We start from the raw sequence: 23,363 nt of genomic DNA, 5'->3' as shown, positions 1-23,363 counted from the left end.
AAAACTAAAAGTTAGAATTTCTATTGACATGATTAATGATGATGCATATGTTCCTGCATTGATGCTTCAGAGTATTGCTTGACTAGGTCATCATTAGAAAAGAATTTTTCAGATTCACCATGGAAAAATAATGTTCTATTAAGACATGCAACATGATTAGCAAGTTGATTTACCGCATCTAGATCATGAGATGACCAAATGATCGTGATTTTCTGTTTAGAATTTAGTTCTCTAAGTATACTATAAAACAAATCTATGCTCTGTTGATCAATTCCCGTTACAGGTTCATCTAAAATCAGAATTTGTGGTTTTGTAATCAAGGCTTTTGCAATAAATACACGCTGTTGTTGTCCACCAGATAATTCACCAATTCTTCTATCACTTAATTCATGAATCCATAATTGTTGTAAGATCTCATCAATTTTATTTTCATCAGATTCTTTTCGTAAGCCCATTCGTACAACATCAGTTACTGTTACTGGAAAATTTTTTTCAAAGATTGGTTTTTGTGGTACATATCCAATTTCTTTCAGATAATCTTTTGATTTTCTAATGTCTTCGCCAAAAAATTTGATAGTTCCCTTATACTTTGTATTTAATCCCAACATAGAATCAAAAAGAGTAGATTTTCCTGCTCCATTAGGGCCAATTATGCCTAAAAAGTCGCCTTGATTTACTTCAAAACTAACATCATCAAGTGCTTTAACATCAGGATATTGAACAGTCAGATTATTAATTTCAACTACTTTCAACACAATGCCTCCTTTAGATTCTCAAGATTTTGTGTCATTGCAGAAATATATGAATCTCCAGAGAAAACTTCGAGAGGAGATAATACTAAGACCTTTCCTCCAATTTCATTTGCAATAATATTAGTTGTTTTAGAATCAATATTTTTTTCACTAAAAATTACTTTAATGTTAAATTTTTTTGCAGTAGAGATTACCTCTTGTAAAGTTTTTGCAGTTACTTCACCATGTGATATGTTTGATGAGGTGATAGTATGTTGAGTCAAACCATATTCATCTGCAAAATATGAAAAAGCATCATGAAATGCAATAAAATCACTGTTACAACTCTTCAATTCATTTCTTATCTTGGAATCTAGACTTTCTAATTCAGAGATGTATTGATTAGCATTTAATTGATAGAATTTCTGATTTTGGTTATCTAAATTTGAAAAAGCCATAGCAATATTTTGAACTTGTATTTTTGCATATACAGGATTTAGCCAAATGTGTGGATCGTCTGAATCATGATGTTCATCACCATGTTCCAGGTCTTCATCAAATAATTTTATTAAAATTCCGTTACTTGTATCAACGATTGTTATATGGTTATTCATCTTATCTAATTTATGAACCCAATTTTCAAAACCAATTCCATTGATAATTATTAGATCTGCTGCTTGCATTTTTTGAACATCTTTAATGGTTGGCTCCCAATCATGAGGTTCTACTCCTTCTGGAACAAGAAGTGTGACATCCACTTTATCTCGTCCTATATTCTCAGCAAATTCCTGAAGAACATAAAATGATGTCATTGCTTGTAATTTTGAATTTGAATTTGGTGAGAAATCTTGCTCAAAGTTTGTTCCATAAACTGCAATTGAGCTTAATGGGATTACTATCAAAATTGCTGTAATTGCTAGTTTTGTCTGAATATTCACGCATCAATTGGATGAATATTATTAATATATCTATAAAAAGTTAATAAGATTAATTGCTAAACTTATAAGATAATTAATAACATTAGGCATATGCCAATAGTCTCAATCTCATTAAATGATGAGATCCTCTCCGAATTAGACAAACTACAAACTTCTATGGGGTTTTCAGGAAGATCAGAGGCAATTAGAGCAGGAATTAGAGCATTTGTTTCTGAAGAAAAACAAAAGTCAGATTTGTCAGGGGATATTCATGCCATACTTTTGGTAGTCCATAATGACGAGTTTGATCATGTAGTATCAGGAATCACCCATAATTTTGAAGACTTGATTACTACACATCTACACAGCAAAATTGAGAAAGAAAAATGCATGGAGTTGTTTGTAATTGATGGAGATGCTGAAAAAGTTTCTATCATGACAAAAGATTTTCAGACAAATAAAAATATGGACACAGTTAAACTTGTTGCAATTTAGTTGCTAAAGGTATTTTTTTAGAAACTAAAATTATTCCAATAATTGAAATTACTAAAACAAACATTACAATTGTTCCAAACTCAGGTGCAACAACTAGTCCAAATTCAGTTTCTTGCCCAGAATTTCTAATGTTTTCAAATTTGATTATAGTTGGGCCTGTCTGTTCTTCAGCAAATGTATATTTTTCAAATTCACCTCCAACTTGAGCTGTACCTGATGTACGATGAATTTCTTGTCCATTTTGAATTATTACAAAAGTATAATCAGAATTTCTTAGTGGCTCACCAGTTTTACCATCTCGAATTGTAAAAACAAAATTTGTATCAATACCAGGTTCAATATCTAAGGGATCCCAAGAAAGATTTACTTGAAAGTCCTCACTTTTTGTATATGCTGTAAGTGGAAATGCAGTTTTTTCACTTTTAGATAAAGTGAAAATAATATTTTCAGAAAGTGGTTTTTCTGATTGTTTCATTTGGTTTTTTATGAATCGTAGATGATCTTGCAATAAAACAAAGTGAACTATTCTTTCATCATCTTCTGTATAATCATCAACTGTAACTGAAGCTTTGAATAATTCTACACCATTAGCATAGCCAGAATAACTAGGACTAAGAAATTCAGCAAAATCTTTTGGAAAATGAACCTCTACGTGAACAACTGGTATATGAGACATTTTATTTTCACTCCAATCAAATGGCATTTCAATTGTTACCTGTTTAGCCTCAGGATCATATGAAAAATTCGACATTTTATCAAAATATGATTTTACACGAAAATCTACATTATTGTTTTCTAGATCTTCTTGTGGAAATGATTGGGTTGAGACAATGCTCAAATCTGCATAGTATACTCCGGAATCTTCAATAATGTTAGTAGGCTCATCAATGGTTCTAACTTCTATCTCAAAATTATACAAGCCGCCGGAATTAAATACAGAACCAGTAATTTCTATTGGATTAGTTTCTGTTCCATGCCATGCACCAAGCAAAGAATCTTGCTCACCATGAATGGTAATTTTTTCATCTTCTGTAGGTATTACTTTAATTGGCAAGATGCCATCCTCTGCAAAAAAGTAATTTCTAAAGATCATTTCATTATTTTGAAACAAACCAATTAGAAATGTCACATTTTTTGCAGTTTCTTTAGTTTCATCATTAGTAGCAGTGATTGTAATTTGTTCATGATCATTTTCAAAATACATTGGCATCTCAACTGAGATGGAAATTTTTTCTCCTTGGATATTTACTGAGGATATGGTATCAATACCTAATCCGTGTCCATAAACACTACTTGCAGGAAAAAACAAGCATCCGACTATCATAAAAATTCCAAGTTTTTTGATTGACATCATTTTATTACCATTCTAAAGGCCTATTTTACTGTCAGTAATTGATGCATACTTTGAATTAATTCTTCTTTTGTTCTTGCTTCTAGAATTGGTTGAAGTTCATTAGGATCTTTTGCACCTAGTGCAGCTAATGAATAGATGTAATCTATTGTTGGTGTTTCAGTAGTAAGATAGTATTGCTCAAGAACATGTTCTAATGAGTGTGGTTCTACAATTTGCGGTAATGCCTGTGTAATAATTTTCTTTTTCCACAATTCAACTAAATCATTCCATTCTCCAAGTGAAATATTCTCATCAATTTCAGGAATCATTTCAACTTCAGCTCTAATGTACATTTTCTCGCCAGTGCCAATTTTCTCATGCATGTCAGATATCTCCTGATGTCCTTCAACTGAAAGGGGATCATAGTTAGCAGGCTGGGAAATTGATGGAGGAATAATTTTTTTTATCTTAAATGAATTTCGTCCAATTGTTTCAATGTGAAGTTGTAATCCATCCATGTTGACATCTTCACATTTTGTTATTTTTGCAATTGTTCCTACGAGTTTGGGAGAATTCCAACCATTTACAGAATTATTTTCATCAATAAGACACACACCAAATTGCCCATCACCAATCATGCAGTCATCAACTAATTGCTTGTATCTAGGTTCAAAAATTCTAAGTGGGAGTTCTTGTCTAGGAAATAAAACTAAATCTAAAGGAAATATTGGAATAATCTTAGTTTGTGTCAATCAATCTTAGTTGTTTGTCTCTAGATATATGGAATACGGATGTTCTAAGAAATTAAAATGCATTCTCATTTAGAGTCAAGCCTAAGAGGGCTGCACGTGTATGTTTCCCATATTCAGCTTGCTTAAAGTATTTAGCATTTTTTGTATTATCAACTTCAGGAGAAATTTCATCAATTCTAGGTAGTGGATGTAAAATTATTGCATCATCTTTCATTTGTTTTAGTAAATCCAAACCAACTACATAACTTCCTTTAACTTTAAGATATTCTTCTTCATCAGGGAATCTCTCTTTTTGAATTCTTGTCACATAAAGAACATCAAGTTCATCAATATGCTCTTCAATAATTGTTGATTCTTTGAAATCCAATCTCTTTTTGATTTCATAAACTGAATCAGAGCGAATACGAAGTGATTCAGGCGAAATCAATCTCACATCAACATCATAATTTCCAAGTCCATACAAAAGTGAATATACAGTACGGCCGTATTTTAGATCACCAACAATTCCAATCTTTAATCCATCAATCTTTTTCTTCTCTTTTTTAATAGTGTACAAATCTTGAATTGCCTGTGTGGGATGCTCCTCAGTTCCACTCCCGGCATTAATTACTGGTTTCTCTGAAACTTCTGCTGCAAATCTACTAGAACCATCTAAGGTATGTCGTAAAACCAGAACATCTGAGTAAATTGACATGATTTTTACAGTATCAGCTAGACTCTCACCTTTTTGTGTGGATGACGAAGTAACATTTGATATTCCCAAGGAATTTCCACCAACTGATGCCATTGCAGCATCAAAACTAAGACGGGTTCTAGTGCTTGGTTCATAGAATAGATATCCCAATGTCTTGCCTTTACAGATCTCTCGCCTATCAGTTGGATTTAGCTGGATAATCTTATCAGTAGATGAAAAGATTTTTTCGAGTTGTTCCTTGTTAAAGTCCTTAATTGAGATGATGTCTTTTTGGTAGAACTCGTTCATTCTTTCAATATTATATACAGGTGACTATACAAAGTATTCTGATGGAACAATCTGAACTTATGGTTAGAAGAATCAAGGAAGGTACAGTAATTGACCATATTGATGAAGGTAAGGGTCTTCAAGTCCTAAATGCACTAAGAATTGATGGTGGGGATGGAAGCCTAATCACTATTGCTCTGAATGTTCCCAGCGGTAAATTCAAGAAAAAAGACATCATAAAAGTTGAAAATAAATTTCTAAAAGATGATGATACAAACAAACTAGCAGTGATTGCTCCAAAATCAACTATCAACATAATTAAGGATTTTAAGCTGGTTGAGAAGCGAAGAGTTTCACTTCCAAATGAGATTGATAGGATATTTCGATGCTCAAATCCAGATTGTATTACCAATAGTGCCGAACATATCGAATCTGTAATGGATGTTATTGATAAAGAAGGAAGAGTCCTAAAGTGTAGATATTGTGCAAGAGTTTTGGATGTGAATAAGCTAAAATATAATTAAATTAAAAATATAAAAATTTGAAAAAGATTTTGTTAGGACTAACTATTGTCCTAAGATGATAAACATCATAACTATACCGTAGATAGCAATTGATTCTACCATACCTACGAAGATGAACACCTTAGACTGTAAAGCTGGGTTCTCACTAATGACTGCAAGACCTGCTGCACCTACTTGACCAAGACCTATTCCTGCTCCACCAGCTGCAATACCAAAGGCCAATCCAGCACCGAGGAGTTTCATAGAGTCGCCACTAGATGCACCATCTTCTGCTGCAAATGCAACTCCGGTTGATCCGAGAATTGAAATTGCTGATGCTGCCAAAAGTAACAATACTATAGTTTTCATTTACGATGTGGCTCCTCTCGGTCCATATTTAAATCATGATGAGGTAAGCTATTCAAATTCGATCTAATGCTTTCTTTTTGAATGAAGTCAGATCATCTTGAATAGATTTTACAAAATTATCATAATTTGAATCCAATTCCTTCTTGGAATGTTCAAGTAATTTTTTAATTTCTTCTTTTGCCATTATTTTCTACTTTCCATCTTTGCCTTCACTTTTTTTAACTTTGCGAATTCTTCTCTTTCTCTTTCCTCAAGAGTTGCAAGAATAAATCGAATTTTTTGTTGATATTGTGGAATAATGACATTTTCAAGTGCATTGAGAAGCTTTTGTGTTTTCTCAAGTGCTTTTGCTAAACTAAAAATTGAATTTTCATATTCAGCAGCTTTGCAGATTTTTGGAAGTAATTCCTTGATTTGTTTTGCTGCTCTATCAATTGAAGAATTTGTATCAGCAAAACCATAAGGCATTGATTTTGTATCTTTCTCAGTTACAGATAATGCCGGAATCTTAACATCAACAACTCTTCTTACATGAACCTCTACTTCCATTACTGGAGGAGTAGATTCAGCAACAGAATCAACAGTATTGGTTCCTAATGCCAGATATGCTTCGTTTACTGATTGATAAATGTCTTGTAGTGGTTCCCAAATTCCACCTCTTGCTTTTGATGCTTCTTCAATCATCTCTTCAATATTTTTTAAAAGCACTTTACGTTTATCATCTAAAATTTTCTGAACCATTACGGCTACTTGAGTAGATTTTTTGTATTTTAGAAGCTCAATTTTTGTGGCTGCAACATTTTGTCCAAATGACATTCTGTTACTCTTCCTTGTAGTACTCGTCTATGTATTTGTCTTTAATTTTGGTAATCTCATTCTTTGGTAGTTTAGAAACAATCTTCCATAAGATTCCAAGTGTTTCTTCAATAGTTCTGTTCTCATCTGTTGCTTGTGCTAGGAATTCATTTTCAAAGACATCACCGACATCCATGTACTTTAAATCAATTTCAGTTAGTCCTGCTTTACCAACAATTCCTGCAAGTGCTCTTACTTCTTGTGCACGAGAGTATGCATCATAAACTTGGTTTGATACTTCACCATGATCTGCTCTTGTACTTCCTTCACCAATTCCGTCTTTCATTAATCTGCTAAGACTCATCAAGATATTGATTGGAGGATAGATTCCTTGTCTGAATAAATCTCTACCAAGTACGACTTGACCTTCTGTAATGTAACCTGTAAGATCTGGAATTGGGTGAGTAATATCATCAGAAGGCATTGATAAAATTGGAACTTGTGTTACACTTCCTTTTCTTCCATTTAGTTTTCCTGCTCTCTCATAGATTGTTGAGAGGTCAGTGTAAAGATAACCAGGATATCCCTTTCTTCCAGGGACTTCTTCTCTTGCTGCACTAATTTCTCTGAGTGCCTCTGCATAGTTTGTCATATCAGTAAGAATTACCAAAACATGCATTCCTAATTCAAATGCCAAGTATTCTGCAACAGTTAATGCTACACGAGGAGTAATGATTCTCTCAATAGCAGGATCGTCTGCTGTGTTTAGAAATAGTACACTTCTTTTTAGAGCACCTGATTCTTCAAGACTTCGTCTGAAATATTCTGCTTCACTGTATTGCACACCAATTGCAGCAAAAACTACTGCAAAATCATCACTGGTTCCAACAACACTTGCTTGTCTTGCAATTTGTGCAGCCAATAGATTGTGAGACATACCAGAGCCAGAAAAGATTGGAAGTTTTTGTCCTCTAACTAGAGTAATCATTCCATCAATTACAGACACACCAGTTTGAATGAAGTCCTTTGGATATTCTCGTTGTTCAGGATTCATTGGTTCACCATTAATGTCAATAAATTTATCAGCAATTGGATCTGGTAGTCCGTCTTTTGGTCTTCCTAATCCATCAAATACTCTACCAAGTACTTCTTTTGAAACTGGCATTTCCATAACTTTGCCAACAAATTTTGCGTTAGTTCCAGAGATAGATAATCCAGATGTTCCCTCAAAGACTTGGACAATAGCTTTACCGTTTCCAACTTCAAGAACTTTACCTAGTCTTCGTTGACCATCATTAGTTTCAATTTCTACAAGTTCATCAAATGCTGCATTTTCTACATCATCAACAATTACTAGAGGTCCTTTGATTTCTGCAATCTTACTGTATTGAACTCCGCCTTCAGTTGTCAATTTGAAACTTTCACTCCTGTAATTGCTTTGAATTGTTCTTGCATATCTTTATCTAATTGATCAAGTTTTGGCATCTCATCATCTTTGACATCCATTCTTGCTTTGAGAATCAAAGTAACAACTGCCATTGCACGGATATCAGATAATGCTGCACCTTCTTTCAGTGCTTGTTGACCCTTTCTGTAAAAGTCAACTAGTAATTTCAATAATTTGTATTGTTTTTCTGGACTACAGTAAGTATCAACATCATCAAATGAGTTTTGTTGTAGTAAACCAATCTTTACCATCCTTGCTACTTCAAGAATTAATTTTTCTTCATCAGGTAATGCTTCAGGACCTAAGAGTCTAACAATTTCTTTTAGTGTATCTTCTCTTTGTAAAATTCCATAAGCTTCACTTCTAAGACTAAGCCAATCTTCGTTAATATTTTCACCCCACCACTTTGCAATATCTGCAAGATAACCAGAGTAACTATTCATCCAATTAATTGATGGATAGTGTCTAGAGTAAGCAAGTTTTGCATCTAGAGCCCAGAAGGTTTTGATAAATCTCATAGTGTGAGTAGTAACAGGTTCTGTAAAGTCACCACCAGATGGAGATACTGCACCAACTAAGGTAACTGAACCGTCTCTATCAGGACTTCCTTGAGCTCTGACACGACCTGCTCTTTCATAAAATTCTGCTAATCTTGATGCAAGATATGATGGATATCCTTCTTCTGCAGGCATCTCTTCTAATCTACCACTCATTTCTCTAAGTGCTTCGGCCCATCTACTTGTAGAATCTGCAACAAGTACAACGTCTTTTCCCATATCTCTATAATATTCTGCAATTGTTACACCAGTATAGATACTAGCCTCTCTGGCTGCTACTGGCATGTTACTTGTATTTGCAACAAGAACAGTTCTATCCATAAGTGGTTTTCCACTACGTGGATCTTTGAGGTGTGGGAATTCAACTAATACTTCAGTCATCTCATTTCCTCTTTCGCCACAACCAATGTAAACAACAACTTGAGAATCAGCCCATTTTGCAATCTGGTGTAATGTTACAGTCTTTCCTGTTCCAAATGCTCCAGGAATTGAACCTGTTCCTCCTTTAGCAATTGGGAAGAATGTATCAATAACTCGTTGACCTGTAAGTAATGGAACTGTAGGATCATATCTTTTCTTGTATGGACGTGGTTTTCTAACTGGCCATCTATGATACATTTTGATAGGTACATTTTGACCATTCTTTTCAGCAGAAGCAAGTTCAGTCTCTAAATCATAATCTCCTTCTGAAACAATGTTTGAGATTTTTCCACCTGGATGATCTGGTGGTACCATTATAGAGTGCTCAATAAGATCAGTTTCTTGAACAGTTCCAATAATATTTCCTGGCAATACTTCATCACCATTGCTTACAGTTGGAACAAAGTGATATTTTTTTGTCATGTCAACTGGAGTAGTTGTGATGCCTCTTCCAATGAATGAACCAGATGCTTTAGATAGTTCTCTTAATGGTCTTTGAATTCCATCATAGAGTTGTCCAATAATTCCAGGACCCAATAATACACTAAGTGGGTTTCCGGTTCCAATAACTGGTTCACCAGGTTTTAATCCACTTGTTGATTCGTATACTTGAATAAATGCCACATCACCAGTTAATCTAATTACTTCTCCAACTAGTTTTGAATTTCCAACGGTAACAGTCTCGTACATTTTTGCATCAGACATTCCGTCTGCTCTAACTGCAGGACCACTTACCCAAACAATTCTTCCTTGAGCTGCCATATCCTAATTTCCTACTCCGAATTTTGTTGCAATTTCTTTCCTTATTAAAGGCTTCATGCGGTTAATTCTTGCATCAATTGTATTATCAAATGTCATTGCTCCATCTTTAGATTTTACAATAATTCCACCAAGACAATCAATTGTATCAGATGCTAACTCTGCACCTGAGAATTGAGATAATGCAGATTGAACTACATCTTTATCTTTTGAATTTGTAAATACTTTAACTTCAGTTGTACCCAAAATTTGAGTTGATTCTTCTAGTAATTTTTTGATAAGATTTGCATAATCACCACTTCGATCTCCATTTGAGATTTGATCTATTGCAGTTGAGAAAACCTTGTCAACTGCTTCTTCTAAAATCATTAATTGTTTATTTCTAGCCTCTAAATCGGCACTTCCGATGATTTGTTTTTCAATCTTATCGGCCTCTTTTTTGCCATCTGAGATAATTTTGTTATATTCTCCTTCTAATTTTGGAAGAGAGTCATCAAGATTTTTCTGAGAATCGTCTAATCCAGACTTTATGCTTGAGAGAATGTCTTTTTCAGTGTTTTTTAGAATTTTATCGATTGTACTTTCTAACGCTGAATTAGATGTCAATGGGTGCCGTTGACCCATAATAGATTTTAATGTTTGGGAATAGACAATATCAGAAAGATATTAAACTCAATGAAAATACCCAAAATTTGTCTTGGGTACAGCCGATCTAAAACTTGGAACAGTAATTCTGCCAAGAAGCGATTCTCCTAAAGCAATCTCTAGATTAACTGAGTTTGAGTGGTATCACAAAATAGATTCTGCAAGTGATTTGGTAACTCCTGAAATCGACGATCTTCTACTAAAGGCACAGCAGACATACCAATCAATAGATGATGTCATCAAAGGAATGGGGATTCCACTACAAGTTGGAATTATGGAGATTTTATTCAAAGGAACTGTAATCAAGAAAAAAGATTTTGAAATTAATGAGATTGAAGAGATGATAAAGGAGTTAGAAAAAGAGACTCCGTCAATTATTGAGAAACCAGCACAATTGCTTGAAGAGGCAGCAAATACAAGAGCTGCAATTGAAGAATACAAATCACTCAAGGATACACTTGAAGTAATTAGAAAGATGAAGATGGATCTTTCTGGATTTGGTTTAATGAAATATTTCTTCACAAATCTGTTTGTAATCAATACAGCAGATTATGATGAGATTTCTCGTTCACTTGAAGGAGTTACAATCTACAAATACGATTTAGAGAATAAAGAAAAATCAGCAATTTTAGTCATTTCAGATACTACAGATTCAGAAAAAGTTCTAAAGGTTTTACGAAGTTTCAACTCTAATACGTTTAAAATTCCAGAGGGATTCCCACAAATTCCAAGTGAGGCATACGAACTAGCTGAAGCCAAAATTAAAGAATTAACTGCAAAACAAGCAGCCATTAAAAAAGAACTAGCAGGACTTGCAAAGAAAATTAGACGTGATATTTTATCTCTACATGAAAAGGCTCTAGTTGCAAAAGATGTACTTGAGACTTTGAGAAAACCAGGAGGCACTAAGAATTTTGCAGTACTTCAGGGATTTATTCCAGCAAAAATGGAATCAAAATTTACAGAATCTACTAAACAATGGATGTCAGTTGTTGAGGACATTACAGACCCAAAGCTAAAAGAAGAAATTCCAACATTATTTGATAATAAGAAATTTGTAAGAACCTTTGAGGTAATCACTAAAAGTCAAGGAATTCCAAAATCTGGAGAACCTGATCCAACTCCAATGATTGCTCTAATGTGGCCAATCTTCTATGGACTAATGTTTGCAGATATGGGTCATGGATTGTTACTAATGGGACTTGGTTTACTATTCAAGTTTAAGGGGCAAGGAGAACTTTCCAGATGGGGAATGCTCATTGCAATCTCTGGTGCATCGGCAGCTATTGCAGGTGTTGGTGCAGGAGAAGCGTTTGGTTATCATCTTGATCATATGGGACCATTTGAGGGATTATTAGAAGAAGGTGGAGCACTGCATTCGGTTAGTTGGATAGTTGGAATACTCAGTGTTGCTGAATTAACATTTGATCAAGTAATTAATATTCTAAAAGTTTCGTTATTCATTGGAATTGTTCATTTGGTTTGGGCAATGACTTTGAGAATTATTAGATTAGCAAAAGAAGGTCACAAACTTGTTGTATTTACTGAAGCAATTCCAAACATTACTCTCTATGGAGGAATTGTTGTTGTAATGATGTGTGCAATTGGATCACAGTATGATGTCATGAACATGTATTCTAAAGTTCACACAGAAGCAGTTCCATGGGTTACAATGTTCTTAGGGGATTGGGCACAAGTTTGGATTGTTACTCGAATTGCTGTTGTAATTGTAATTGCATCCATGGTAATTATGATGGTAGGAGGTGTAATGCATGCAAAGAAGCATCCAGAAGATGGGGCAGATCCTGCTAGTGTAATTATGGAAGTACTCTTAGGAAAAACAGTTGAGAGTTTAGCCCACACAATTAGTTATGCTCGACTTGGAATTATGTTGCTTGTCCACGCTGCTTTGTTACTTACAGTAAATAATGCATTTTCATCACTTGGTGGTGCTTCATCTGGAGGAGCAATGGCTATGATTATTGGAGGCAACTTGGGAATCATGATGATTGAAGGATTAATTGTGTATATCCAGTCACTCAGATTGCACTTGTATGAATTCTTTACAAAATGGTATGTAGGAGGCTCCCAACCATTCAGACAGATTAGACCAGAATTGATTTACAATCAGTTCATCTGGAAGAAAAAATAAAATTCAGTTTATTTCATAAAGGTTTACAGTAATTTTCGTGGTCCATGGTTTTATTTCATCTGGTAATATTACTAACAACCCACTATCTTTGTTGATATTTTTGCATGTTCCACTGTAGCTTTGTTTGTTTTGTGCAAAGCAACCTAATTCAGTGTAAAAATCAAACTCTTCACTGACAAAGTTTTGGTACTCTCTAGATGATGAAACAAAATATGCATCAAAACCTAAATCTTTGTTATCAATTTTGACACTATAATCATATGATGTGATTTCTTTAGATGTACAAATGGGGAAAAACTGCACAAACCCATTTTTGATTTTTAATTGTTGTTCTGTATTATCATAACTCTTATTATCAATATCAGGATATATTGAAATTTCAGGATCTGCACTCAGTTGTTTTCCTTGCACGTATTCAATTTCATGTCTTACAGTATCAACTGCTTTTCTATAGAGCATCGGTTGCCAATCTTCTTGACAGTCACTAAATTCATGTTTTAATTCAACATATGATTTACCATTGATTTCTTGAAATTGATTTGAATTGTATTCTTTTGATGCAGCTTCAAATACATAATTTTCTTTATTATCCTTATCAGATTTATACCAAGAATTTGTTACATCAAAAATAATATTCTTTGAATCACTTTTCCAGTCAGATAATAGATGAACATACACAGAATATTTGTTTACAACTTGTTGGGATTCTGATGAAAAAATAAGATGACCAAAAAAGGCATTTACAAATATTATTAAAAATGCAATGATTGGGAGTACAAAATAAAGAATTTTTTTCATATGACTCAATTAGAAATGAACAATATGAATTATTTTTTCAAATTTATTGATTTGTTGAATTCTGAGAGATATTTAACATATGACTCCATCACAATATGAGAGAAATTGTCAAATGATTTGATGGCAGATATTCTCATCTTGGTGTATTCATCAATGTATTTTGTATTCATATCAATCATTTCCATAAAATTATTTTTCATTATTTCAGAGTTTTTTTTAATTTGTTGCAGTATTTTTGGATCCATGTTCATCTTGTCAAAAAACTCTTTTTCTGAAATGTAGCAAGTGCCAAAGAGATCATCATACATATGAAGATAAGCAGTATACAAATCAGAGAAATTTTGAAATAACGAAGGAGTTTGAGATTCTAATTTTCTAATTACCTCTGATGTATCGTCTTTCATTATATCACATAAAGATAGTTTTTTCTCATCTATCTTGTTAGAATCGGATCTTGTGCTATTCTCCATAAAGGTAATACACCATTATAGAATTTAACCAATTATCCATTTTTAGAACAGTTTCTCATTAAATTAAATTTCATGTTTTTGATATTATACTATTTAATTTTGAATTATTGTCCTGTTGCCACAGAATAACTTACAGTAAAAGGAGTATCCTTCATGGTATGAAGTGCAATTGCATTTGCTGCAAATTGCCAAGTTCCAATTGAATTTTCTTTATCTACAAATGTCAAGGCATAGAATGTTTTTCCATCAGGAGACCAAATAGCCTGTCCATTTTTTTCTTGACCAACGGTTAATGGGCCATGTAGGGCTACAAGCTGTACATTCTCAGATGCTGAATATCCTAATGTACCATAATATGCAGTAGTTCTTGGTGCAAGAAGAATAGCTAATTGATGATTCTCATGACCCAGTCCTGGATCTTGAACAGAGGTAATAGTTTCACTTTTTACAGTGTCAGATAATGTTCTCTCTCTGTATGCAACCGAATATGAAATTGTAAATGGCTCATCTTTCATGGTATGAACTGCTAATGCATTTCCTGCAAATTGCCATGTTCCTGCTTTAGCATTTAGAGGAATGAAAGTTAATGCGTATTTTGTTTTTCCATCAGGTGTCCAAATAGCCTGTCCTTTATCTTGACCAGGTTTTAGTGGTCCATGTAATGCAACAAGTTGAACTTCATCGGATGCAGTAAATGTCAACATTCCACGATATACTTTATCAGATGGTGCAAGAAGAATAGCTAATTGATGATTCTCATGACCTTTTCCTGGATCTTGAACAGATGTAATTGTTCCAGTCTTTATTGTTCTTGGAGGTAAAGCAGTATCATCATATCTTGCTTGGGCAGACATTTCTTTATCTTCAATTTTCTTTTTTTCTGCTTCTTTCTTTTCTATCTTTTCAGCTCCTTTCTTTGGAACTGTCTTTACTTCTTTCTTTGGTGTTTCTTTCTTTACTTCAGAGCAGAGTTTATCTCCACATACTTTATGTTTTGTAGCAGAACCGTATTGAGATGATGGCACTCCTTGTCCTTTTAGTGCATCAGCAGATTGGATTAAATTTAATGGTGCAGATATGGCACCTAACATCAACACAGAAGCGACAAATAACACAACAAAATTTATTTTAATTGACATCTAATTATTCTCTCATTAAAATTATTTAAGTGATCCATCATTCATCAGAATTTCATCAGCTGCAAAAATCCATGTCAATCCAATCATATCCAAAGCAGTTATGCTGGTTGATTCGGGATTTTTGGTCTCACGATCAACCAGAAAAACTGATTGGTTTGGGGTTTGGTTTTGTTCGTATTGAACAATGACTGACATGAATTACATAATGTATTGAGATATATCATAATGCCCATAGATTTGTGGTATGCTTTTAAAATTATTATCCTAAAACTTGCTCAAGAATTTCTACAAAAATATTATCAGGATTTTTTGCAAAGATTTGTGTTTCATAATTTCTACATGAGTTTGCAGGAACGTCTTTATTTGAGCCTACTTGAATTGCCTCAATTTGTGATTTAACAAGAACTTTGGCCTTGTCAATTATTTTATCGCCTGCACAAATATTGAATTTTACAAGGTATTTCTCATCGCCTATTTTGGTTTTAGATAAAATACTTGTATAAGGATCACTTGGTTTTTTTGGCTCAGATTTTACATTAAAACTTGTTAATTTTTCTGAGAGTTTATCATATCTATCCAAACCCTCATATTTCCAAATAGGATCTGAGTATAATTTCAAACAGCTATCAAGATAAGTTATGTGAGAATATTTAGTTTTAAACTGAGTTACGCCAATATTTTTGTAGGATTGAAATAAAACTTCACATTGTCTAATTTTTGGTTTTGTTACGGATACTTCATTAGTTTTTAGAGTCGGATCATCTAAGATTTTATCTTCTAAAAGAATAATTTTATTTTCAACAAGAAAACGTATTGCATCCAGAAATTCCTTTTCTGAAACAAGACCATCTGAATACCATCCAGCAGTCTGTTTTACCCAATCAGGTACTGCTTTCTGAGAAAATGAATTTGGAGCATAACTAGTAGATAAAAGCATAGCAACTAGAACGCCAATTAAGATTATCTTCATTTTAGTTATATGTCAAATAAAGAATTTTACTAAATTCTGCCTTTGCATTTGTTATTTGGTTTCTTAGTTCAGTAATCTTTGTTACATGTGCATCTAATAATTCTGCAAAGTTTTCTGCTCTAACTGGATTATGCATCAATTCTTTGAGTAGGCTTTTTTCCTGAACCATTTCATGCTCTAGGCTTACAATGAGTACTTCAAGATCTGCTGCTTTTCCTGAGGATTCATTTTCTGCAGTTGATACAGTAATGGTTGCTTTGTCTTTTGCATTAATTTTTGTAAATGACATCTGACAGCTGTTTGCAGAGATTTTGTCTCCAATTTTTACTGCAGTTGATTGCTCATCAGAAGTAACATTAACTACAGGTAATTTTACTGTCTTTTTACCAGCACACGCCTCAAATACTACATCAAATTGCCCCGGAGTTTGTGAATCTAAAACAGAGAGAATAGTAGCTGATTCTCCTTCAATTACTTTACCAGTAAATGTGAATTTGTCAAGTTTTGCTTTTACTGTTGGAGGAGTATGAAGTGTAAATAATATACGATGTAATTCTTCACGTTTGTCATTAACTTGTTTTCTTAGTTCAGCAATTTTGATTCCTTGATTTTGAACATCAGAAGCTGCAGGAGTGCCAAATGAAGATTTTACTTCTACAAGTTGTTTCTTTAATGAATCAAGCTCATTTTGAAGTGATAGTACTTTGGCAGAAATATCTCCTTTGTTAAGTAATGTTACAGTAATTGTTTTAGCATCAGCAGCTTTGATTTTGCTTGCACTTATTACACAAGTTCCAGCATCTACAGTTTCAATTAATTCATAGTTTTTAGATTCACTATCTGAGCGAATCAAAACATCAGGGGCATATATTGGAATAGTAGCACATACTTCAAAAATTAAATCATATCCATTAATTGGGGCACCAGTTGCAAGTTTTCCAACATTAGTTCTAATAGGAACTTTTTCTAAAATGTTAATTGTTCCAAGTTCTATATTTTTTCTATTTACAGCATCAGATAGGAGTTTTTCATCTATTTGTTTTGCCCATCCATTAGATACAAGCTTTGCAGCACTACTTGGTTTAACACATGCTATAGAATTAGTTTTTTCTCTAATTACTTTGAATAATCCACTGTCACATACTATATCTTCAGCAGATATTCCAATTTTCTTTTGTTGATTAGGTGGAATAATATCTGCAAAAGATGAAACAGTTACAGCAGAAACCAATAGTAAGGAGATAGTAAATAATACAACTAAATTAATTTTCAACATATTTTATCATTTTTTATAACACTTAAGTGATGTGTATGATTATTCATACAAACTTACTTGAATGCCTCAAGTAATTCTTGATTGAAATTCAAATTGCTCTTTTTTCTAGAATCCAGTCTTGATACTATTGAGTATAATTTGTATTGAAGTGAATTCATTGCTGGCTCAAAAAATTCTATCAAAATCAATCATCCTCTTTGAAAACCCACGTCAATCCAATCATATCCAAAGCAGTTATGCTGGTTGATTCGGGATTTTTGGTCTCACGATCAACCAGAAAAACTGATTGGTTTGGGGTTTGGTTTTGTTCGTATTGAACAATGACTGACATGAATTACATAATGTATTGAGATATATCATAATGCCCATAGATTTGTGGTATGCCTTATTTTTCTACAGGTAATTCTAATTTGTTTCCCCATTCACCCCAAGAACCAAGATAAACTCTAATGTTTTTGAATCCAAGTTTTTTCAATGCCAAAAAGCTATTTGCAGCACGATATGCACCTTGGCAATAAGTAACAATTTGTGAATCTTTGGGAAAATCATAAAGTTTTGAAAGTTCTAAATCATTTTTAAAGGTGCCATCTTTTGTGAGATTTTGATTCCAATCAATATTTAGAGAATTTGGTATATGACCAGATTGAGCAGCACGAATCACACTTCCATTATATTCTCCAGGGGATCGAACATCTAGGATTTTCAGATTATTCAGATTATCCCTAATATGTTCAAATCCAGTAATTATTTCTGGATTTACTTTTCCAGAAAAATTAGATGGTTTGAATCCATTAGGTTTTGTTTCAAGTGGAAGGTTTTCTTTTTTCCATTTTGTTATTCCCCCATCAAGCATTGATGTATTTTCATGAGAAAAATACATCAACATCCAAACTCCTCTTGCAGCAAGCATTCCAGAAACATTGTCATAAAAAATGACTTTTTTTTCTGGAGTAACACCAAGAAACGAAAGAAGGCGTTGAGATTGATTATTGAAATTTTCAATTCCTTTCTTTGATGTGTCAATCCAATGAAATGCAAATAGATCTAAATTTACAGCTCCTGGAATATGTCCTTCGGAATATTCTTTGAAAGAACGGGTATCAGCAATTATGACATTAGGATCATCTAAAATTGAATTAAGTTCTGAGCTAGAAATTATCATGATTTGGATAAAATGATCAAATCTAAATTGATTTGGATTAAATAATAAAAAGAAGAAAAGAAAAGGGTTTTTTCTATTCGTTTACGTATGCTCTTTCTCCGTGCTGTGCCAAATCGAGACCAATCTCCTCTTCTTTAGGAGTGACTCTGATTCCGCCAGGCCATACGGCATCCATTACTTTGAGGATTACAAGGGTAACACCAAAGGCATAGCCTATTGATATAGCAGCACCGATGATGCTGATTGCTTGCTGTTCCATTCCTTCTGCAGTACCAGTCCATGCACCAATACCGTCTCCGGTATCCCAGATGTGTGGGCTAGCTAATGTACCAGTCAAAATTGCACCTGTAAGACCACCCATTCCGTGTACTCCCCATACATCTAATGCGTCGTCCCATTTGCGTGCACTCTTGAATGCAATTGCTGCATAACAAATTGTACCAGCTGCAATACCGATTATAATCGCAGCCATTGGACCTACCCAACCTGAGGCTGGAGTGATTGCTACCAATCCTGCTACTGCTCCTGATGCTGCTCCAACAACACTTGGTTTTCCTGTATGTGCCCAAGACATGAGCACCCAAGTGACTGCAGCCATACCAGTTGCTGTATTTGTAACAGTCCATGCGCTGACGGTAATGCCGTCTACCATAACTTCACTTCCTGCGTTGAAACCGAACCATCCGAACCATAGAATTCCTGCGCCGAGGACTACCATTGGGATGTTGTGTGGTTCCATTGGAACTTTGCCATATCCAAGTCTTCTACCAAGGACTAAGGCTCCTGCCAATGCAGCGAATCCTGAAGATATGTGTACTACAGTACCACCAGCAAAGTCTAATGCATATGATGGAGATAAGTCTGGATCGAGGTCTATTGCACCTCCTCCTATGTATCCGCCTCCCCAGACCCAATGTGCTATTGGATCATAAACGAAGGTTCCCCATAAGAGTACGAATATTACTAAAGCGCTGAATTTGATTCTGTCAATCAAACCACCAATAATGAGTACTGGTGTAATGATTGCAAATGTTGCTTGGAACATTGCAAATAGTTGGTGAGGTACAGTACCTGGCCAACCTTGGCTACATTCTTCTGCATCAACCATCGCATTCATCTGGTAAGCTGCCGACCAAGTGTCAGCACATGGACCTGCTTCTCCTAATGGAGCATAGTGAGATACCATGTTAAATCCAACATAGTCGAGATTACCCATGAACATGTTTGCGTCTGAATCAATTCCGCCAAATGCTAGTGAGTATCCCCATAGAACCCATTGTACTGACATTAGACCCATTACGATTAAGGTCATACCAAGTACGTTGACGATGTTCTTTGATCTGGCGAGACCGCCATAAAAGAAACCGACACCTGGGGACATGAAGAGTACTAATGATGTGGCTGCTAGCATCCATGCTGTATCACCTGTATCAATTCTACAGGGTAGCATGCCACCTTCGCCGTCATCATACCAACATTCGTTTGGGTTACCAGTGTATATTCCACTGGTACCTTTTACATATCCGTCCATACCATCTTCAACACTTTGTGCGTATGCTTGTGACATAGCACCTGCTGCTGTGATGGATACTGCGGCTACAAGTAATAGAGCATACTTGTAGTTCCTAGAATTCATTAAATTTATCGAAATTGAAAATTATTTAAGGGTTGGAGACTAGAAAATCACTAAAAAAGTAAATTATTATATTTTAGTATAATTTGATAGTAACATAATATATGAAAATCATGTCAAGAGGTAAAATTTAATGGGAAAATCAAATACAAAACTAGCAATCTTTGATACATTCAAAACAAAAGGAACCGATCTTACAGGAGAGGCAAATAGACAGCGAGCAATTATTTCCATTCTAGCAAGTAATGCCAATCCTGCTGAGAGAACTAGAACCGGAATTTCTCAAAGAATTGCAAAAAATCATGGCATTACATGGAAGAATATCTATTCAGGAATATTTCGGGATCTAGATGAGATTTTACTACCTATGAAAATTGCTGAAGAAGATGGAAGATTACCCCTCAAAAGAGGACCAAAAGCGCTTCAGGAAAAAGGAATTCCCTATTACCATTTAACAAGAAAAGGAATCTTGATTGCTTTGTCAATTAGTGAAATAAAGAATAGGGATGGTTTACTAGAAGAATTTTTTTCCCAGTCTGAATTAGAAGAGAAAGAATTTGAGGTGATTTTATCTAGTTTGGTAAAGACTAGTCCCAATTTTACATATTCAATAATTCAGAAATATGTAAAAGCCTTTTGTGATAATAAAATCAAGGATTTGTTACCATTTGATCTATCAAAACTAAAAGATATTTCAGATGAATCATTAATAATTCAAAAAGAGATCCTCTCAGCCTTTGTAAAACTCCCTAAACAAGAAAAAGAGGATGCCATTAGATTTCTAGATAGAATTACCTAGAATTTGTTCCTAAAATAGATCGCCAAACATTAAAATCAGTTGCCTCTTGAGATTGATCGAAATGGGCGGTTCTAAGAATGTCTATGCCTCAGTAAAAGCCTACAGTAAAAGAGGTAAATTATTGACAAAGTCTGATTTTCAAACTCTTGCTGAATCTAGAGATTTAGAAGAATTAATGACTAGAATCAAAAATACAGTCTATGCTGATGCAGTTGCTGATGTCCAAAAACCATATACCTCACAAAGTATCGAGTCTGCACTTAGAAGTAAATTAGCAGATATTCATTATTCAATAGCAAAAACATCTGGAAATTCAGGTGTATTAGATGCCTATTATATGAAATTCATCATATCAAATCTTAAATTAATTTTAAAAGGCAAAGTCTTAGGTAAATCACAAGAAGATCTTGAAACTCATGTAAATCTTCATGCTGAAGAATTAATCAAGCAAAGAGATATTGTTATTAAAGCACTAGTAGCAAAAGATATTGAAGAAACAGTTGCAAGTTTGAACTCTGTCCAGTTCGGAGAAGAGATTGCAAAAGCTGCAGCATTGTACAATGAAAAAAAGAATGTTCAGATTTTTGATACATATTTTGATAAAATATTATTCCAATATCTAGCAGGAGCCATGAAAAATTATTCTGATAAAGATGCCACAAAAATTGTAGCCATGGATATTGACTTTTATAATATTCTAAGCGTGATTAGAGGAAAATTCTGGGGATTACAAGAAGATCAAATTCAAGATTTGATAATTAGTACCAATCCTCCAGCGAAGGAATTACTTGGAAGAATGATGGCAGCAGCTTCAGTAAGAGATGCTTTTAATGAATTATCTAGTACAAAATACAAAGAATTAGTTCCTCAAGTAGAAAATGAATTAGATGCAATTGCAGAATTTGAGAGATCATTTGAAATGTTAATTTACAACACTTCACTTAGATCATTTACAAAGATGTTTAGTTTTGCAACAATTGTTGGCATAACCAAATTGACTGCATTTGAAGTTAGAAATCTTGCTGCAATTGCATTTGCAATTGAGCAAAAGATACCCACTGAGATTACAATGTCTAAACTTATCCTACCTGAAGAATAGGTAAATTCAAGATGTTTAATTTTCCAAAGAAAAAGAGTAACGTCTCTCCTGAAATTTTGGTGAGAATGATTTGGGTGAGTTCATTCTTGGCAATGGTTTTCACGTTGCCTCCATTGGGAATATTTTTAGGGATTTATTTTTTGAGTGGGAATCTGATAGTAGGGGCAGTTATCGGATTTGGAGCACATTTTGTAATTTTGGCTTTTGCAGGAAGGATTTCAAAACTATTTACGAAAATTCTTAGCTAAACTATAAGAAGTCAATTTGGAGAATGATGTAATATATGATGGGAGATAGAGATTTTCGAGGTATTATTCAAAACACTATTAGCTCCATTGGAAAAGATCTTGAGATAGAGATTGATTCAGAAAATATTCAAAAAATACATCTCAAAGAAGTGGTGCAATGTCTAAGACGTTCTTACTATGATAGATTAGATCCAGAAGAGATTGAAAGAAAGGGATTCAATGATCTTCTTTCAGGGTTATTAAGGAAATTGCAGTTTGGTAGTGAACCAAAGGAGTTTGCCATAGATGAAATTCAGCTAAAAGGCCAGGCAGATATGATAGTTGATGACTCAATTATTTTGTTTAGGGCAGCAACTCATGAATTGGAAACTCCAAATTCAAATGATGTTCTGTATCTTAATGCATGTATGTGGATATATGATAAAGATGATGGAATTATTGTTTACATTACAGGGGACAGACAAGAAACCACATTTTCTTTGACTAGAAACAAAAAGATGTTTGAAGAAGTGATTAGAAGAGTTAGAGTTCTAAATAATCTTCTAAAAGAGAAAAAAGTTCCTATCTTAGAGCCTTCAGTAGATTGTTCAGAATGTCAATACTATGAAAGATGTTTTATCAAGAAGAAAAATACCAAGCAATCATCCCTAGCAGATTTGTTAGGAATTGGCAAGAAAGATTAGTTTAGTTAAATGAAAAATATTGTAAAGGAAAAATTCCTTTGTTAATCTAGTGGTTCTGGATGTCCTTTACCACGAAGAGCGAAACACACTACTGCTAGTGCGATTGCGACTCCAACTGCTGAGCCAAATGCGGCCATACCTGCTTCTGCCATTTGATAAAAAACCATCTAACGGGCTTTTATAACTTTGCCAATATTTTTTATCTAAAAACAAATTATCATAATATTTTGTTTTTATGATACAACAAGGA

Annotated in this window: 26 protein-coding genes; 6 read left to right on the top strand and 20 right to left on the bottom strand. The window is 34.0% G+C overall.

Annotated elements, in window-relative coordinates:
* Positions 1-32: 32 nt before the first annotated feature.
* Both K5790_RS09225 and K5790_RS09220 read right to left on the bottom strand, forming a co-directional pair.
* A complete protein-coding gene (locus K5790_RS09225) occupies positions 33-755 on the bottom strand; it encodes a metal ABC transporter ATP-binding protein (protein WP_297594418.1) in 723 nt (240 codons plus the stop codon).
* The gene (locus K5790_RS09220; protein WP_297594416.1) at positions 749-1,669 is read right to left on the bottom strand and encodes a zinc ABC transporter substrate-binding protein; all 921 of its coding nucleotides are present in this window, start codon (positions 1,667-1,669) and stop codon (positions 749-751) included. Before K5790_RS09220 ends, K5790_RS09225 begins: the two co-directional genes overlap by 7 nt.
* A gap of 90 nt (positions 1,670-1,759) precedes the next feature.
* Between K5790_RS09220 and K5790_RS09215 the strand changes: the two genes are divergently transcribed.
* Positions 1,760-2,143 (top strand): CopG family ribbon-helix-helix protein, encoded by a 384-nt coding sequence (locus tag K5790_RS09215; RefSeq protein ID WP_297594414.1) that lies wholly within the window; start codon positions 1,760-1,762, stop codon positions 2,141-2,143.
* Here the strand turns inward: K5790_RS09215 and K5790_RS09210 are convergent.
* From K5790_RS09210 to pyrB, 3 genes are read right to left on the bottom strand one after another with little or no spacing between them, the layout of a single operon-like run.
* A complete protein-coding gene (locus K5790_RS09210; RefSeq protein WP_297594412.1) occupies positions 2,124-3,497 on the bottom strand; it encodes a PEFG-CTERM sorting domain-containing protein in 1,374 nt (457 codons plus the stop codon). The two genes, K5790_RS09215 and K5790_RS09210, sit on opposite strands and share 20 nt — an antisense overlap.
* A gap of 20 nt (positions 3,498-3,517) precedes the next feature.
* Entirely contained in the window at positions 3,518-4,228 is a 711-nt protein-coding gene (locus K5790_RS09205; RefSeq protein ID WP_297594410.1) for an LON peptidase substrate-binding domain-containing protein, read from the bottom strand.
* A gap of 52 nt (positions 4,229-4,280) precedes the next feature.
* Entirely contained in the window at positions 4,281-5,210 is a 930-nt protein-coding gene (gene pyrB / locus K5790_RS09200) for an aspartate carbamoyltransferase (RefSeq protein ID WP_297594408.1), read from the bottom strand.
* Between the two features lie 41 nt (positions 5,211-5,251).
* On the opposite strand from pyrB, the gene pyrI reads away from it, so the two are divergent.
* Positions 5,252-5,713: an aspartate carbamoyltransferase regulatory subunit gene (gene pyrI, locus K5790_RS09195; protein WP_297594406.1), complete on the top strand. Its 462-nt coding sequence runs from the start codon at positions 5,252-5,254 to the stop codon at positions 5,711-5,713.
* Positions 5,714-5,755: 42 nt separating this feature from the next.
* Here the strand turns inward: pyrI and K5790_RS09190 are convergent, their stop codons facing one another.
* The 6 genes from K5790_RS09190 to K5790_RS09165 all read right to left on the bottom strand — a co-directional run bounded on the left by K5790_RS09190 (position 5,756) and on the right by K5790_RS09165 (position 10,663).
* The gene (locus tag K5790_RS09190; protein ID WP_014964025.1) at positions 5,756-6,046 is read right to left on the bottom strand and encodes an ATP synthase subunit C; all 291 of its coding nucleotides are present in this window, start codon (positions 6,044-6,046) and stop codon (positions 5,756-5,758) included.
* Between the two features lie 67 nt (positions 6,047-6,113).
* Positions 6,114-6,245: a hypothetical protein gene (locus K5790_RS09185; RefSeq protein ID WP_297594402.1), complete on the bottom strand. Its 132-nt coding sequence runs from the start codon at positions 6,243-6,245 to the stop codon at positions 6,114-6,116.
* On the bottom strand, positions 6,245-6,877 hold the full coding sequence (locus K5790_RS09180; protein ID WP_297594400.1) for a V-type ATP synthase subunit D: 633 nt from the start codon (positions 6,875-6,877) through the stop codon (positions 6,245-6,247). The genes K5790_RS09185 and K5790_RS09180 overlap by 1 nt, the downstream gene beginning before the upstream one ends.
* A 4-nt stretch (positions 6,878-6,881) precedes the next feature.
* Complete coding sequence (locus tag K5790_RS09175; protein WP_297594398.1) at positions 6,882-8,267, bottom strand: V-type ATP synthase subunit B; 1,386 nt, start codon at positions 8,265-8,267, stop codon at positions 6,882-6,884.
* Positions 8,264-10,042 (bottom strand): V-type ATP synthase subunit A, encoded by a 1,779-nt coding sequence (locus tag K5790_RS09170; RefSeq protein ID WP_297594396.1) that lies wholly within the window; start codon positions 10,040-10,042, stop codon positions 8,264-8,266. Before K5790_RS09170 ends, K5790_RS09175 begins: the two co-directional genes overlap by 4 nt.
* Before the next feature lie 3 nt (positions 10,043-10,045).
* Positions 10,046-10,663, bottom strand: a complete 618-nt coding sequence (locus K5790_RS09165) for a V-type ATP synthase subunit E (protein WP_367182885.1) — start codon at positions 10,661-10,663, stop codon at positions 10,046-10,048.
* 73 nt (positions 10,664-10,736) lie between these two features.
* Here K5790_RS09165 and K5790_RS09160 point away from each other — a divergent pair, with 73 nt between their 5' ends.
* Entirely contained in the window at positions 10,737-12,836 is a 2,100-nt protein-coding gene (locus K5790_RS09160; protein WP_297594392.1) for a V-type ATPase 116kDa subunit family protein, read from the top strand.
* 3 nt (positions 12,837-12,839) lie between these two features.
* Here K5790_RS09160 and K5790_RS09155 read toward each other — a convergent pair whose 3' ends face one another.
* The 9 genes from K5790_RS09155 to K5790_RS09115 form a co-directional block, all read right to left on the bottom strand.
* Positions 12,840-13,634, bottom strand: a complete 795-nt coding sequence (locus K5790_RS09155; protein WP_297594390.1) for a hypothetical protein — start codon at positions 13,632-13,634, stop codon at positions 12,840-12,842.
* A gap of 29 nt (positions 13,635-13,663) precedes the next feature.
* Positions 13,664-14,104: a hypothetical protein gene (locus tag K5790_RS09150; RefSeq protein WP_297594388.1), complete on the bottom strand. Its 441-nt coding sequence runs from the start codon at positions 14,102-14,104 to the stop codon at positions 13,664-13,666.
* Positions 14,105-14,208: 104 nt separating this feature from the next.
* Positions 14,209-15,243 (bottom strand): hypothetical protein, encoded by a 1,035-nt coding sequence (locus tag K5790_RS09145; RefSeq protein WP_297594386.1) that lies wholly within the window; start codon positions 15,241-15,243, stop codon positions 14,209-14,211.
* Between the two features lie 21 nt (positions 15,244-15,264).
* On the bottom strand, positions 15,265-15,438 hold the full coding sequence (locus tag K5790_RS09140) for a hypothetical protein (protein ID WP_297594384.1): 174 nt from the start codon (positions 15,436-15,438) through the stop codon (positions 15,265-15,267).
* Between the two features lie 64 nt (positions 15,439-15,502).
* Positions 15,503-16,213 carry a plastocyanin gene (locus tag K5790_RS09135; protein WP_297594382.1) on the bottom strand — a complete coding sequence of 237 codons (711 nt, stop codon included), beginning with the start codon at positions 16,211-16,213 and terminating at the stop codon, positions 15,503-15,505.
* A 1-nt stretch (position 16,214) separates the two neighbouring features.
* On the bottom strand, positions 16,215-17,486 hold the full coding sequence (locus tag K5790_RS09130) for a hypothetical protein (RefSeq protein WP_297594380.1): 1,272 nt from the start codon (positions 17,484-17,486) through the stop codon (positions 16,215-16,217).
* Positions 17,487-17,673: 187 nt separating this feature from the next.
* Positions 17,674-17,820, bottom strand: coding sequence for a hypothetical protein (locus tag K5790_RS09125; RefSeq protein WP_297594378.1), 147 nt, complete (start codon positions 17,818-17,820; stop codon positions 17,674-17,676).
* A 54-nt stretch (positions 17,821-17,874) separates the two neighbouring features.
* Positions 17,875-18,651 carry a sulfurtransferase gene (locus tag K5790_RS09120; RefSeq protein WP_297594376.1) on the bottom strand — a complete coding sequence of 259 codons (777 nt, stop codon included), beginning with the start codon at positions 18,649-18,651 and terminating at the stop codon, positions 17,875-17,877.
* 73 nt (positions 18,652-18,724) lie between these two features.
* Positions 18,725-20,287 carry an ammonium transporter gene (locus K5790_RS09115; RefSeq protein ID WP_297594374.1) on the bottom strand — a complete coding sequence of 521 codons (1,563 nt, stop codon included), beginning with the start codon at positions 20,285-20,287 and terminating at the stop codon, positions 18,725-18,727.
* A 130-nt stretch (positions 20,288-20,417) separates the two neighbouring features.
* Here K5790_RS09115 and K5790_RS09110 point away from each other — a divergent pair, with 130 nt between their 5' ends.
* The 3 genes from K5790_RS09110 to K5790_RS09100 all read left to right on the top strand — a co-directional run bounded on the left by K5790_RS09110 (position 20,418) and on the right by K5790_RS09100 (position 23,113).
* Positions 20,418-21,083, top strand: a complete 666-nt coding sequence (locus K5790_RS09110) for a hypothetical protein (RefSeq protein WP_297594372.1) — start codon at positions 20,418-20,420, stop codon at positions 21,081-21,083.
* A 61-nt stretch (positions 21,084-21,144) separates the two neighbouring features.
* Positions 21,145-22,182 carry a V-type ATPase subunit gene (locus K5790_RS09105; RefSeq protein WP_297594370.1) on the top strand — a complete coding sequence of 346 codons (1,038 nt, stop codon included), beginning with the start codon at positions 21,145-21,147 and terminating at the stop codon, positions 22,180-22,182.
* A 283-nt stretch (positions 22,183-22,465) separates the two neighbouring features.
* Positions 22,466-23,113 (top strand): hypothetical protein, encoded by a 648-nt coding sequence (locus K5790_RS09100; protein ID WP_297594368.1) that lies wholly within the window; start codon positions 22,466-22,468, stop codon positions 23,111-23,113.
* Positions 23,114-23,363 lie beyond the last annotated feature (250 nt).

The organism is Nitrosopumilus sp. (assembly GCF_025698945.1).
Taxonomy (GTDB): domain Archaea; phylum Thermoproteota; class Nitrososphaeria; order Nitrososphaerales; family Nitrosopumilaceae; genus Nitrosopumilus.
Note: the sequence above shows the minus strand (reverse complement) of the source record. Positions and strands in the feature narration are given on the sequence as shown.

Coding starts and splice junctions, on each gene's coding strand:
- K5790_RS09215 (WP_297594414.1), top strand. CDS start 1,760: ATGCCAATAGTCTCAATCTCATTAAATGATGAGATCCTCTCCGAATTA.
- K5790_RS09210 (WP_297594412.1), bottom strand. CDS start 3,497: ATGATGTCAATCAAAAAACTTGGAATTTTTATGATAGTCGGATGCTTG.
- pyrB (WP_297594408.1), bottom strand. CDS start 5,210: ATGAACGAGTTCTACCAAAAAGACATCATCTCAATTAAGGACTTTAAC.
- pyrI (WP_297594406.1), top strand. CDS start 5,252: ATGGAACAATCTGAACTTATGGTTAGAAGAATCAAGGAAGGTACAGTA.
- K5790_RS09185 (WP_297594402.1), bottom strand. CDS start 6,245: ATGGCAAAAGAAGAAATTAAAAAATTACTTGAACATTCCAAGAAGGAA.
- K5790_RS09180 (WP_297594400.1), bottom strand. CDS start 6,877: ATGTCATTTGGACAAAATGTTGCAGCCACAAAAATTGAGCTTCTAAAA.
- K5790_RS09170 (WP_297594396.1), bottom strand. CDS start 10,042: ATGGCAGCTCAAGGAAGAATTGTTTGGGTAAGTGGTCCTGCAGTTAGA.
- K5790_RS09165 (WP_367182885.1), bottom strand. CDS start 10,663: ATGGGTCAACGGCACCCATTGACATCTAATTCAGCGTTAGAAAGTACA.
- K5790_RS09155 (WP_297594390.1), bottom strand. CDS start 13,634: ATGAAAAAAATTCTTTATTTTGTACTCCCAATCATTGCATTTTTAATA.
- K5790_RS09150 (WP_297594388.1), bottom strand. CDS start 14,104: ATGGAGAATAGCACAAGATCCGATTCTAACAAGATAGATGAGAAAAAA.
- K5790_RS09145 (WP_297594386.1), bottom strand. CDS start 15,243: ATGTCAATTAAAATAAATTTTGTTGTGTTATTTGTCGCTTCTGTGTTG.
- K5790_RS09140 (WP_297594384.1), bottom strand. CDS start 15,438: ATGTCAGTCATTGTTCAATACGAACAAAACCAAACCCCAAACCAATCA.
- K5790_RS09135 (WP_297594382.1), bottom strand. CDS start 16,213: ATGAAGATAATCTTAATTGGCGTTCTAGTTGCTATGCTTTTATCTACT.
- K5790_RS09125 (WP_297594378.1), bottom strand. CDS start 17,820: ATGTCAGTCATTGTTCAATACGAACAAAACCAAACCCCAAACCAATCA.
- K5790_RS09120 (WP_297594376.1), bottom strand. CDS start 18,651: ATGATAATTTCTAGCTCAGAACTTAATTCAATTTTAGATGATCCTAAT.
- K5790_RS09115 (WP_297594374.1), bottom strand. CDS start 20,287: ATGAATTCTAGGAACTACAAGTATGCTCTATTACTTGTAGCCGCAGTA.
- K5790_RS09110 (WP_297594372.1), top strand. CDS start 20,418: ATGGGAAAATCAAATACAAAACTAGCAATCTTTGATACATTCAAAACA.
- K5790_RS09105 (WP_297594370.1), top strand. CDS start 21,145: ATGGGCGGTTCTAAGAATGTCTATGCCTCAGTAAAAGCCTACAGTAAA.
- K5790_RS09100 (WP_297594368.1), top strand. CDS start 22,466: ATGATGGGAGATAGAGATTTTCGAGGTATTATTCAAAACACTATTAGC.